This is a genomic window from Bradyrhizobium sp. 4, from assembly GCF_023100905.1.
Lineage (GTDB): Bacteria > Pseudomonadota > Alphaproteobacteria > Rhizobiales > Xanthobacteraceae > Bradyrhizobium.
Genome location: NZ_CP064686.1, coordinates 5,662,673 through 5,675,620, shown reverse-complemented (window position 1 = coordinate 5,675,620; position 12,948 = coordinate 5,662,673). Strand labels below are relative to the sequence as shown.

The window sequence follows — 12,948 nt, the reverse complement described above, 5'->3', positions numbered from 1 at the left end:
CATGCGTTGCCCTCGCTGGACCTCGCATCGGTGCCGGGTATAGTCGCGCCGCATTTCGAAGGAGCGATCGTCAGGATGAGTCAGAAATGACCGAGCTCTCGGCAGGACATGGCCCCCGCGGCAGCGACGCCGCAACGATTCTGGATCTCGATGCCGTCGCGTTCGGGCCATTTTCGCTTCGGTCGCGGCTGCTGGAGAAGGATGGCTTGCCGGTCAGGCTCGGCAGCCGCGCGACGGATATTTTGCGCCTGCTGGTCAGTCGCGCCGGCGAAGTGGTCCCGAAGAACGAAATTCTCGGCTATGCGTGGTCCGGACTTTCCGTCGAGGAGGTCAGCCTGCGCGTCCATGTCGCGGAGCTGCGCAAGGTGCTCGGCGACGGAAAGGATGGTGCCCGCTACATCACCAACATCCCGGGCCGGGGCTATTGCTTTGTCGCGCCCGTGCGGCGTGGCGGGCGCGCGGAGGTGGCTACACCGGCGTCGCGTGTGCCTGAAAGGGCCGCGCCGCCACCGTCGCTGCCGCGCCGATTGGACCGGATGGTCGGGCGGGAGGACGCCGTGGCCGAGTTGGCAGCGCGCTTGCTCCGCGATCGCTTCGTCACCCTGCGAGGGCCGGGCGGCATTGGAAAGACCACCGTTGCGACCGCGCTCGCGCACGAGATGTGCGATAGCTTCGACGGCAAGGTCCATTTCCTCGAATTCGGTCCGCTCAAGGACGGAGCGCTGGTCGCGAGCACGGTTGCAGCCGCGTTGGGCCTCGTCGTGCACCACGAGGACCCCTCGGCCAGCATCGTCAATTTCCTGCGCGGCCGCCGGCTGCTTCTCGTGCTCGACAGCTGCGAGCACGTCATCGAGGAGGTCGCGCGCCTTGCAGAAAACATCTACCGGGAGGCGCCCGGCATCGTCATCCTCGCAACCAGCCGCGAGTCGCTGCTGGTGGAAGGCGAGCAGATTTTCGAGCTCGTTTCGCTCCCTGGTCCGCCGCAGGGCACCCGCCTTAGTGCCGGCGAGGTGCTGGCCTATCCCGCTGTGCGCCTGTTCGTCGATCGCGCCGTCGCGGCGGGGCATCGCGACGACATCACCGACGAGGATGCCGAAGTCCTGGCCCGGATTTGCGGCAAGCTCGACGGCATCGCGCTGGCGATCGAGCTGGCTGCCGCACGTGTCGGTCTCTATGGACTGCGCGAGATGGCGGCGCTGCTCGACAACCGGCTGCAGCTCGAATGGCGCGGGCGGCGGACGGCGCCGCCGCGGCAGCAGACGCTCGGCGCTACGCTCGACTGGAGTTTCGGTCTGATCGGCGAGAGCGAGCGGATCGTATTTCAGCGCCTCGCCGTCTTCGCAGGTCACTTCACGTTGAAGGGCGCGATAGCAGTCGCGGCCGGGGCGGAGATGGCGGAGGATCGCGTCGTCGAGGCCTTGGAGCAACTCGTGGTGAAGTCGCTGGTTTCCACCCAGCCGGACGGCGCATCGCGGCGCTATCGCCTGCTCGACGCAACGCGTGCCTATGCCCTGCAGAAACTGGCCGACGGCGGACAGCTGGCGCGGATCGCGCATCGTCATGCTCTCTATGTTCAATGCACGCTCGAAGCGGGCATGAGGGACAAGGAGGGCAGCGATCATGCGTCACGTTTGCAGGAACGCGCGAGCCTGCTCGCCGATGCCCGCGCTGCGCTGCAATGGGCTTATGCCAACGACGACGGCGCCGGCTTGCGCGTGCCGCTCGCCGGCAGCTGCACAAGGCTGTTCGTCGAACTCAATTTGCTGAACGAGGCCCGCATCTGGTCCGATCGCGCACTCGCAATGCTGGACGAGGCCGACCGGGGCGGCGCATGGGAGCTCGAACTTCAGTCGACGCTCGGTCACGCCTTCATGTTCACCGAGCGTAACAGCGAGCAGGCGGAATCGGCGCTCAGGCGCGGGCTGGAGATAGCGGAAGCGCTTTCCGATCACGCCAACACATTCAGGCTGTTGTCCCGGCTCAACATGTTCTACCGCCGGACCGGTCGCTATCGGCATCTGGTGCCGACTGCGCTTCACGCCGAGCGGATTGCCCGTGTGATCGGCGATACCGCGGGCATCGCCGGGAGCAAAGCGCTGCTCGGCGTGTCATATCACCTCGCCGGAGACCAGGCCGAGGCGCAAGCCCATCTCGACCAGGGCCTGCGCGACGACGCTGCGCTCCGCGGGACGCAACCTGGGCATTTCGCCTATTCACGCACACCGCAGATTCCGCTCGCGCGCGTCCTATGGCTGCGCGGCTTTCCCGATCGCGCGCTCGAATGCGTCCGGCCGCTCGTCGGCGCTTCGGCGCCGCATGACGTGGTCATGCATTGTATCGCATTATGCTGGTCCGCTTCGGTTTTCGGCTGGCTCGGCGACTGGTCGTCAGTCGAGGCCATGACCGATCGCCTGGCGGCGCATGCGAGCATGCACGGACTCGTGCCCTACGAAGCCGTCGCGACGGGTTTTCGGGCACAGAGCTTGATCGCCCGGGGCGAGGTGGCCGGCGGCGTCGACCTAATGCGGAGTGCGCTTCCACGCCTGCATGCCGATCGCTACGAACTCTATGCCTCGGCGTTCGCCGCGGATCTGTCCCAAGGTTTGGTCACGTTGGGACAATTGACGGAAGGCATTCAGGTTCTTCACGAATCCATTGCTCGGGTCGAGCAGGAAGGCGGCGCCTTCGACCTGCCCGAGCTGCTCCGCCTGCGCGGAGAGCTGGAGATCCTTGGCGGCAATCCCGACGCGGCCGAGGCGGATCTTGTCGCCTCGATCTCGCTTGCCGAACAGCAGGGCGCCTTGTCCTGGCGGCTGCGAGCCGAGATGTCGCTGGCGCGGCTTCGAATCCGGCAGCATGTACAAAATCCGCTCGCACAGCTCGCTCAAACCTATGCCCGGTTCTCCGAAGGTTTCGAGACCGCCGATCTCATTGCAGCACGGCATATGCTGAACGGGCCGGCGGCCTGACCAGGTCGACACGACCGTGCCCTTCTCGCTGCTGAGCGCGCCACCAGTGCTCAACCCTTGTGTCCACCCAGCCGCGCCAGGAAGTCGCGGACAAGCGTAGCGATCTCGTCGGTGGCTTCATCTAGCGCGAAGTGGCCGGCTTCGAGGATGTGAACCTCGGCATCCGGCACATCGTCGCGATAGGACGTCGCGCCTGCGACAGTGAAGGACGGATCGTATTTGCCCCAGACCACCAGCGTCGGTGGCCGCGTCTGGCGCAACCAAGCCTGCCACTTCAAATAGGAGGCGACGTTGGTCCGGTAATCCAAGAACAGCGTGGTCTGAATTTCGGCCTGGCCGGGACGCGTCAGGAACGCGTATTCGTCGATCCAGGCGTCGGGGTCGTAGCGCTCGGGACGCGGACTGGAGCCGAGATGCCGCTGACGCGTCGCCTCCAGGGATGTGAAGTTGGCCTTGAGCGCCTCGAGCTCGCGTGCCGGGTCGGCCCAGTACTTCCTGCGCACATTCCACAGCGGGCTCAGCCCCTGCTCGTGCGAAACCGCGTTCTGGATGATGATGGCGCGAACGCGTTCGGGATGCGCCAGCGCCATGCGGAAGCCGACAGGACCTCCATAGTCTTGCATGAACAAGACGTAGTCCGTGAGGCCGAGCTTCGTTGTGAGCTCGCCCATTGCGGCGGCGATGTTGTCGAACGTATAGTTGAAATCGGACGGCAGCGGCGCGCTGCTGTTGCCGAAACCGGGATAGTCCGGCGCGATCAGATGATATTTGTCGGCGAGCAGCGGCATCAGAGATTCCCACATCCGCGACGACGAGGGAAACCCGTGAAGCAGCAGCACCGTCGGAGCGTCGGCGGGCCCGGCCTCGCGGTAGAAGATCTCGAGGCCGCGGATGTCGACCTTGTGATAGCTGATCGAGCGCCGGCTCGATCGCAGATCCTGCGCCGAGACCTGCACGGTCGCGCAGGCCAAAGCGGCTGACAGGGCAAGAGTGATTGGGATGTTCATGTCATCGCTCCGAATCCAGCATGTGGCGTGAAGATGTGTCGCAAGTGCATTGCGCTTGCTGCGGGGCATGCCTCCGGCCTGTCGGCGTCGAGAGGCCCGATTGCGGGCACCTCTCGTGATGTGCCGCATCCGGGAACTACGAAGCGCGTGCCAGCGGCTTGCCCTTCAGGGCGGCCAGCAGGGCCTGCGCGGCAGGACCCGAGGAGTGCGGGTTCTGGCCCGTGATCAAGAGGCCGTCGGTGACGACGTGAACGCCCCAGTTTGCCGTTTTCGAGAAGACTGCGCCGAGCTTCAGCATTTCGTCTTCAACCAGGAAAGGCACCACCTTGGTGAGGCCGACGTCCTCCTCTTCACCGTTGGTGAAACCGGTCACCTCCTTGCCCTGGACCAGTGGCTTGCCGTCGGGCGCCTTGACGTGGCGCAGCGCGCCAGTCGAGTGGCACACGACGGCGACTGTCTTGCCGGCGGCAAGGAAGGATTCGATGAGCTTGACCGAGTCCTTGTCCGCGGCGAGGTCCCACATCGGGCCGTGACCGCCTGGGTAGAAGACGGTGTCGAAATCTTCCTGCTTGACGCTGTCGAGGCGAACCGTCCTGTCGAGCTGGGCTTCCGCGTCGGCGTCGGCTTCGAAGCGCAGCGTCAGGTCGGTGCGAAATTCGGGCTCGTTGCTCTTGGGGTCGAGCGGCGGACGGCCACCCTTCGGCGAGGCGAGGGTGATCTCGGCCCCGGAATCCTTAAAGACGAAATAAGGGGCGGCGAGCTCCTCGAGCCAGAAGCCCGTCTTGCGCCCGGTGTTGCCGAGCTGGTCGTGCGAAGTGATGACCATCAATATTTTCATGACCGTTCTCCTTGAGTGCGTTTGCGGCGATGACGCACTCCATTGTGGTGGAGATGCGCCGAGCTGGATCTCGTCCGAGCACGTCACGTCGTTCGTTGCTCGCGATCCCAATCTGCACTCAAGGCCGGCTGTTGGCGCGTTATGTATTGTTAGACGTTGAGAGCACGGAGATGTCGCGCGTGCCGCTACTCGAAGACGGCGTCAAAGATCTCGACGTCCATCAGCACGGGCTTGGCGACCACGGTTCCGTCGGGCCGCAGCGTCTGCGCGCGTCGGAGCGTCGGCACCACGATGCCGCCGAAGCTGTCATGGGCCCAGGAGTAATGCGCGACTTTCATGCCGAACAGATCGTGATCGGTCCGCCGCTGCAACGCGTTGTCGTCGAAATAGAAGGTCTGCTCGGGCGAGAGCGTGATCAGGCCCGGCGGGAACTGCGCCCGCAACCGCCGCCATGACTCGTTGTTCTCCTGCCACGGCGGCAGTTCCTCCACCACCACGTCGGGATGGGCGAGCAGGAATGGATTGGTCAGATAATTCCAAATCGCGACGCCGCAGAAGAACACGAGATGCAGTTCGTCCGCGAGCGCGGGCGAACCAGTCTCGGTGAACGCAAGGCTCGGATTGGGCCAGGTCCTGAGGATCTCACCCTCGAGGCTTTCGATCGTGATCGCGTCAGGCTGAAAAGAGCCAGAGTGTTCGCCTCCGGTGATGCCGGTGAAGCGGACCGACTGGGTGCGGATCGAGCCCTCCGCCGTCACGTCCTTGAATTCGCTGGCATGTCCGGTGCTGGAGAACAGCGTTCCGGCGACGGAGAGGTGAAGCGTGAACCGGCTCAAGCTATTCCAGCGGGCCATTCCGCCGCTGGCATCAATTACATCGTCAAGAAGCGCCATGTCCCGCCATATCCACCATGAAGTGTCACCACCATGGCGGGGCGGATGCGGCTTGGCGTGTTAGAATTTGTTAGGAGTTGCGAGCGGATAGCCTTGCGGTATCCCATTGAAGATACTCTCAATTCAGCGCCGTAAGGAGCTCCCTGGCGGCGACGAGATCACGGGTCTGGAGGCCCTCCTGGTATCGTGCGACGAGCGGAGCGAGCAGGGCGCGGGCGTCTCGGGCCTTACCAGCTTGGCGCCAGACCCGGCCGAGACTGATGGCCCCCCGCAGCTCCCAGCCGAGCGCGCATTGGCGACGTGACAGATCGAGCGAGTCCCGGAAGCAGCTTTCGGCCTCCGCGGCCTTGCCCGACCGGGCGAGGATGTCGCCCTTGACCCTGAGCATCTCCGGCATGTCGAAGGATTCGCCATGATCGGGAATCTCGGCGATGGCATCATTGATGGTCTGCAAGGCTTCGCCGGCCTGGTTCTGGAAGGCGAGACCCTCCGCGAGCGCAGTCGCAAACACCGTCGTCATGATCCGGTGTCGCGTCGCGTACAGCGTGGCCTGGCTGCGGCGGAGGTGCTCGATGCCGGCGGCGACGTCGCCGCGGCGAAGCAGCAGCTCACCCTTCTGGCCGATGCCGACCGCGTGATAGGGCCCGAGGAAGTGCCGCGCGGAATGATCGATCAGCCGCTCGATCAGGATTTCCGCATTGGCCAGATCGCCGACCCACAGGAACACGTAGATGGTCCAGATCAAGGAAATACCGAGAGTAAGCGGCTGTTCGAGCAGCTCGGCTTCGCGAATGGTGTATCGCGACGCCTCGATCGCACGATCGGGCCGGCCGGTGAGCCAAAGCCCGCGTGCCAGCGCCACCAGTGCGACGATGCGGTCGTCATAGCCGAGATGCCCGATATTCAGCCGCTGCGAGCCGGGATTATGCAACATCGCGCTCTCGCAGAGCTGCACTGCCTTGTCCTGGTTGCCGATTAAATGATGGGCGACCCCCAACATCCATTCGACGTTCAGCGTGCTGGCGGGATCGTTCAGCTTCCGCGCGACGCTTTCGCCTTGTCCACCGATTCCGAGTGCTCCGTGAAAATCCCCGACCCTGGTGAGGTAGATGTGTAATCCGCGCAGCAGCCAGAGCTGCCAGTGCAAATCCTGGAGCTCCCGCGCAAGCTGGAGACTGCGCGTGAATGCCGACCGGACCGCTTCGGTATTGCCTTGCGTGAACATCGCGGAGACGCCGAGCGCGGCCTGCAAGATCATTTCATTGCGGCCATCCTCCGCGCTCGCGTCGAGGGACGCCAGCGCCTGCTGGGTCCAGCGGTAGCATTCCGTCAGCAATGTCAGCTCAAGGAAGAACTGGGCCGCTGACGCCGCCAGATCCACGCCGATCGTTCGGTCCCCGCCGTCCGAAAAGCTCCAGTTCAGCGCGGCCCGGACATTGGGCAGGTGGTCGGCATAGGGAAGAAAGCCGCCGGCACTCTGCATGCCCGTGGATTGGAGAGCGATGTCGCGCAGGAAGTCGCGAAAATATTCGGCGTGGGCGCGTGCGACGCGGTCCGCTTCGCCGTTCTCGACGAGCTTCTCCGCGACGAAGGCACGTGTGGTGTCGAGCAGGCGATAGCGCAGCCGCCGCTCCGCAGGCGAGGTCGCGATCAGCGATTTGGAAAGCAGATTGGAGATCGCCTCGGCGGCTTCTGCTTCGCCAATGCCCTGACAGGATGCGACCGCAAGCGCGGCTTCCAGGGTGAATGGCCCGACGAATGCCGACAATCCGCGTAGCGTTGCGCTTTCGGTCGTCGGCAGCAAATCATAGCTCCAGGCGAGTGCCGCACTCAGGGTGTGGTGCCGCGGCACAGCGGTGCGCCGCCCGCGCCACAGCAGCGAGAAACGGCTGTCGAGCAGAGAGGCGGTCCCGGCGATGCCATAGGCATTCACACGCCCGGCCGCGAGCTCGATGGCGAGCGCGATGCCGTCCAGCCGACGGCAGATATCGGCGACGAGCGGCGCATCCTCTTCGCTGAGCTCGAACTCGCTCAGGCTCTCTGCGATGCGTTCCACGAAGAGCTGAGTTGCAGGATAGGCAAGGATGTCGGCGATGCCGAGCCCGTCGCGCTGTGGCGGGCAATCCAATGGAAACAGCCGATGGACACGCTCACCTTCGGCGCGGAAAGATTCGCGGCTGGTGGCGAGAATATGCAGCTCGCCCGCTTCCCGGACGATGCGCTCGGCCAGAGGGGCGAGATCGTCGAGGATGTGCTCGCAACTATCGAAGACCAGCAGCATCCGCCGGCTGCGCAGGAATGTCAGCAACCCCGGCATCGGGTCGTCGGAATTGACTGTCAGGCCCAGCGCGGCCGCAATCGTTCCCGTAACGAGCCGGGTCTCCCTCAGTGCGCCGAAATCGACAAAACACACCTGGCCGTCGAAGGCCTGGAGCTCGCGATGCGCGACCGCCAGTGCCACTGAAGTCTTGCCGATTCCGCCGGGGCCGACGATCGTGACGAAGCGATGCAAGGCCAGCTCAGCGGAAATTCTCTCGACCGCATCGTCCCGCCCGATCATCCTCGCGAGCGGCGAGGGCAGCGAGCGCGGCGCAGCAACGGGCAGGCTGGTCCGGCTCCCCGAAGGGGCGGCCTGGAGCAGCGCGGCCGTGAAGCAATAACCTCGTCCGGGGACGTTGACGACGTAGCGGGAGCCTTCGCCCGGATCGCCCAAGGCCTTGCGCAGTGTCGTGATGTGAAAGCGCAGGCTGCCTTCGTCCACATTCACGTCGGCCCAGACCCGCGGTATCAACTCACGCTTGTCCACGACCTCGCCGGCTCGCTCCGCGAGAAAAACGAGAATGTCGAGCGCACGGCCGCCGAGGTGAACAGGGGCGCCGTCCTTCTCGAGCAGCCGCGTCTTTGCGAACAGCCGGAAAGGCCCGAAAGCAATGGCCGAATCCTGGTCGTTAGTGTCCGGCACGGGCCAATCATTCCAGTGAGAGCTGAACTCTGCACTTTGATCTAGCAGAAGGGAACCCTGAGTAAACTGGTCGAAAGTGGCGAAATCGCGTGGAGGGTGCCGGCAATTGGCCGGTCGCGCGCGACGATCCGTCGCAAATTGTACTCAAACGCGAGCATCTTGCGAAGCGATCGGGACAACCCGGCAGCGTGCTTGACCGACCAGCTCACGCTCGGAGTGCCCGTCGTCGTACCGCCATCATAACAGAATCTTGCAACGTCTAACGAGCAATGCGCACGAACTGCATCCAGTATCCGTTCCGAGTTTGGCGTTAATTCCAACGGGGAGGCTACGATGTCCGGTATCGATGCTCGGCCGAATGACCACGTCGTTCGATCTCAATTTGTGGCTAGTCTTGACGATCAGTCGCGTGACTGGGAGCTCGTGCTGCGGGAATCCCACCATCGGATGAAGAACACGCTGACGATACTCGGTGCGTCAGTCCGCCGCGATTTCACCAGAACGGGTACCAGGGACGTGTCGCTTGCAGCGGACCGGCTCGAGCGGCGCATCGTCGCCTTCGGCAGGCTCTATCAGCTCTTGTCCGACAATGACGACCATACGGCGATCCCGGTCGCGGCCTTTTTCGAAAACCTGTGCGGAGCGATTTCCGAGGCCGTGCTGGAGCCGGCGGGAATCCGCTGCGAGGCTGCGATCGAAAGCGGGACGCTGCCGGCGTCGCAATGCCATCGGCTTGCGCTGATGCTGACGGAGCTGGTGACGAATGCGGCCAAGCACGCCTTCCCGAACAGGAATGACGCACTGATCCGCATCGACATGGCCAATCGCGACGGCGCCTGGTTCTGCACGGTAACAGACAACGGGATCGGCGCGACCGGGCCGCTTCAGGGCACCGGCAGCCGGATTCTCGAAGGACTCGCACGCAGCATTCACGCCCGGCTGCAGGGCGAGGCGGGAGAAGACGGCACACGGGTTACCATCGTGATGCCGATCACAGCTGCTTGAAGCTCGTCTTAGATCCAACCCAGGGAGTTCGACATGGCCACTACCGAAATCGACCGCGACGCCGCGGCCAAGCCTTCCAACAAGCCTTCCAACAAGTCTACGAAGACGCCTTCGACATCGCCTAGCGTCGATCAGCGGCTCGAGGTGATCGTGATCCCGGTGTCCGATGTCGATCGCGCCAAGGCCTTCTACGCGCGTCTCGGTTGGCGACTGGACGCCGATTTTGCCTCCGGCGATGACTGGCGCGTGATCCAGTTCACGCCGCCGGGTTCGGCCTGCTCGGTGATCTTCGGCAGGAACGTGACGGCGGCAGCGCCGGGCTCGGCGCGAGGCTTGTACCTGATCGTCTCCGATCTGGAGGCGGCGCGAACGGATCTGCTCGACCGCGGCGTCGAGGTCAGCGCTCCATTCCACGGTGCCGGCGATGTTCACGCCGGGACCGACGAGCCTTATCTCTCCGGCAGCGTTCGGGTGAGCGGTGCTGACCCGAAGCGCGGCAGCTACGGCTCATACGCGTCGTTCAGCGATCCCGACGGCAATGGCTGGTTGTTCCAGGAGGTCACGACGCGATTGCCGGGACGGATCGCGGGCGGCGGCACGACATTCGCTTCACAGACTGCGCTGGCCGCAGCACTGCGCCGCGCGGCGGCGGCACATGGCGAGCACGAGAAGCGGACCGGCGGGCACGACGAGAACTGGGCCGATTGGTACGCCGATTACATCGTCCGCGAGCAGGCGGGCCAGCCGCTGCCATCCTGAGCTGGACAGCACAGATTCTTCGACTGATGCAAGCCGACACGGCGCGCGATGACTGAGCTCATCGCGCGCCGTGTTGCTTTGGCGGCGCGCATCGCGAGTCGACGATCGCTCTCCTCGGTGTCGCGCGGCTCGCAACGGCTAACGCGCTCTAACAACCCATAACGAGCAAATTGCCAGGGCCTGCGCCAATCTCTCGGCATGACGAACCGAGGCGTTGATGTCGAATTCGGTCAGCGTCACCGACCAAAGCCAGGGAGATCGAACATGACCACGCAAGCACGTACCGACATTCTCAATCCAGACCGCCGTCAACTGTTGAGCCAAGCTGCGATGACCGCGGTCGCGGCAAGCGTGTCGAGCCTGCTGCCGCTGCATTCCGTGAAGGCCGGCGTGAGCGGGGCGGTCCGCCCGTTCCACGTCAGCGTGCCCGAGCAGGATCTGCTCGATCTCCGCCGCCGTCTCGCCGCGACGCGCTGGCCGGATCGTGAGATCGTTGCCGATCAATCGCAGGGCGTGCAGCTGACGACGGTGCAGCAACTCGTGAGCTACTGGCAGAACGACTACGACTGGCGCAAGATGGAGGCGCGGCTGAATGCCTTGCCACAATTCGTCACCGAGATCGACGGCGTCGACATCCACTTCATTCACGTTCGCTCGCGTCACGAAAACGCGCTGCCGATGATCGTCACGCATGGCTGGCCCGGTTCGATCATCGAGCAGATGAAGATCGTCGGCCCGCTCACCGACCCCACCGCACACGGCGCGACGGCGGCGGACGCCTTCGATCTCGTGATCCCCTCGCTGCCCGGCCACGGCTTCTCCGGCAAGCCGACGGAGCTGGGCTGGGACCCCCAGCGCGTGGCGCGCGCCTGGATCGTGCTGATGAAGCGGCTCGGCTACAACCGCTATGTCGCGCAAGGCGGGGATTGGGGCAATGCCGTGACGGAGCAGATGGCGGTGATCGCGCCGCCGGAACTGCTCGGCATCCACACCAATATGCCCGCGACCGTTCCGGACGACATTGCCAAGGCGCTTCAGCCCGGCGGGTCGCGGCCGCCAAACCTCTCGGCGGACGAGCGCTACGCTTACGATCAGCTCGATGATTTCTACAAGCATGGTCTCGGCTACGCGATCGAGATGTCCAACCGGCCGCAGACGCTCTATGGCCTGGTGGATTCGCCGGCGGGTCTCGCGTCCTGGATGCTCGACCATGATTCGCGCAGCACCGCGATGATCGCTCGGGTGTTCGACGGCAAGACGGAAGGGCTGTCGCGGGACGACGTGATCGACAACATCACGCTCTACTGGTTCACCAACACCGCGGTGTCCTCGGCGCGACTGTACTGGGAGAACAAGCTGGTGTTCTTCGAGCCCAAGCACATCAAGATCCCGGTCGCCGTCAGCGTCTTCCCGGACGAGATCTACGCCGCGCCGCGCAGCTGGACCGAAAAGGCCTATCCGAAACTGATGCACTACAACCGCCTCGATAAGGGCGGCCACTTCGCTGCCTGGGAACAGCCCGCGCTGTTCTCCTCGGAAATGCGCACCGCCTTCCGAGCGCTGCGTCAGTCGATCTGAGACCTGCGGGGACGCGCACTTCCGCGCGTTCCCTTCTTTCCCATAGACAGGAATACATCATGAACCGCCCCGAACGCAGCTTCACCACTGACCAAATCCGCGTTGAACGTCGACTGCCGTCATATTGGCGCGTCACCTTCGACATGCCCCCGGTCAATATCTTCGGCCCCAAGCAGCTTCCGCTTCTCGACGACGTCGTCACGGCGATCGAGACCGATCCTGAGGTGAAGGTCGTGGTGTTCGACAGCGCCGTCGAAGGCTTCTTCATCACGCATTACGACTTCCTCGCGCCGCTGGAGGATTCGCTTCGTATCCCGCCCGGGCCGACCGGCCTGCAGGCGCTGCCCGACATGCTGGTGCGTCTCAGCCGCGCGCCGGTCGTCTCGATTGCCTCGATCCGGGGCCGCGCGACCGGCGTCGGCAGCGAGCTGGCGCTCGCGAGCGACATGCGCTTTGCCAGCCGCGAAAAGGCGATTCTGTCGCAATGGGAAGTCGGTGCGGGCCTGGTGCCCGGCGGCGGGCCGATGGCGCGGTTGCCGCGCCTGATGGGCCGCGGCCGCGCGCTCGAAGTTCTGCTCGGCGCCGATGATATCCACGGCGATCTCGCCGAACGTTACGGCTATGTGAACCGGTCGCTGCCGGATGCCGAGCTCGACGGCTTCGTCGAGGCGCTGGCTATGCGCATCGCGTCCTTTGACAAGGAGGCGATTGCCGAGACCAAGCGCCTCGTCGACGTCGCGAGCCTGCCGCCGGATGTCGAGATCAAGCCGGAATGGGACGCGTTCCTGGCCTCGCTCAGCCGCCCCGCGAGTCAGACCCGCATAAAGGCGCTGATGTCGCGCGGCTTCCACCGCGCCGGTGACGTCGAGAACCGGCTCGGCTTCCACGTCGGACAGATTGGCGCCTAACGGAACCGCTACGGCGTTCGGCCGGGCGG

The 12,948-nt window shown here is 64.6% G+C and carries 9 protein-coding genes; 5 read left to right on the top strand and 4 right to left on the bottom strand.

What is annotated here, in order from left to right; all coding sequences use genetic code 11:
- Nucleotides 1-86: 86 nt before the first annotated feature.
- Nucleotides 87-2,969, top strand: a complete 2,883-nt coding sequence (locus tag IVB45_RS27060; protein ID WP_247359024.1) for a winged helix-turn-helix domain-containing protein — start codon at nucleotides 87-89, stop codon at nucleotides 2,967-2,969.
- Nucleotides 2,970-3,019: 50 nt separating this feature from the next.
- Here the strand turns inward: IVB45_RS27060 and IVB45_RS27055 are convergent, their stop codons facing one another.
- The 4 genes from IVB45_RS27055 to IVB45_RS27040 form a co-directional block, all read right to left on the bottom strand.
- Complete coding sequence (locus IVB45_RS27055; protein ID WP_247359026.1) at nucleotides 3,020-3,976, bottom strand: alpha/beta hydrolase; 957 nt, start codon at nucleotides 3,974-3,976, stop codon at nucleotides 3,020-3,022.
- 136 nt (nucleotides 3,977-4,112) lie between these two features.
- A complete protein-coding gene (locus IVB45_RS27050; protein ID WP_247359028.1) occupies nucleotides 4,113-4,814 on the bottom strand; it encodes a type 1 glutamine amidotransferase domain-containing protein in 702 nt (233 codons plus the stop codon).
- A gap of 185 nt (nucleotides 4,815-4,999) precedes the next feature.
- Nucleotides 5,000-5,707, bottom strand: a complete 708-nt coding sequence (locus IVB45_RS27045; RefSeq protein WP_247359030.1) for a hypothetical protein — start codon at nucleotides 5,705-5,707, stop codon at nucleotides 5,000-5,002.
- 118 nt (nucleotides 5,708-5,825) lie between these two features.
- Nucleotides 5,826-8,669, bottom strand: a complete 2,844-nt coding sequence (locus IVB45_RS27040) for a winged helix-turn-helix domain-containing protein (RefSeq protein ID WP_247359032.1) — start codon at nucleotides 8,667-8,669, stop codon at nucleotides 5,826-5,828.
- Nucleotides 8,670-9,002: 333 nt separating this feature from the next.
- Between IVB45_RS27040 and IVB45_RS27035 the strand changes: the two genes are divergently transcribed.
- From IVB45_RS27035 to IVB45_RS27020, 4 genes are all read left to right on the top strand, one after another.
- The gene (locus IVB45_RS27035; RefSeq protein WP_247359034.1) at nucleotides 9,003-9,674 is read left to right on the top strand and encodes a sensor histidine kinase; all 672 of its coding nucleotides are present in this window, start codon (nucleotides 9,003-9,005) and stop codon (nucleotides 9,672-9,674) included.
- Between the two features lie 33 nt (nucleotides 9,675-9,707).
- Nucleotides 9,708-10,433, top strand: a complete 726-nt coding sequence (locus IVB45_RS27030) for a VOC family protein (RefSeq protein ID WP_247359036.1) — start codon at nucleotides 9,708-9,710, stop codon at nucleotides 10,431-10,433.
- 264 nt (nucleotides 10,434-10,697) lie between these two features.
- The gene (locus tag IVB45_RS27025; RefSeq protein WP_247359038.1) at nucleotides 10,698-12,011 is read left to right on the top strand and encodes an epoxide hydrolase family protein; all 1,314 of its coding nucleotides are present in this window, start codon (nucleotides 10,698-10,700) and stop codon (nucleotides 12,009-12,011) included.
- A gap of 59 nt (nucleotides 12,012-12,070) precedes the next feature.
- A complete protein-coding gene (locus IVB45_RS27020; RefSeq protein ID WP_247359039.1) occupies nucleotides 12,071-12,919 on the top strand; it encodes an enoyl-CoA hydratase/isomerase family protein in 849 nt (282 codons plus the stop codon).
- The last annotated feature ends 29 nt before the right edge of the window (nucleotides 12,920-12,948 follow it).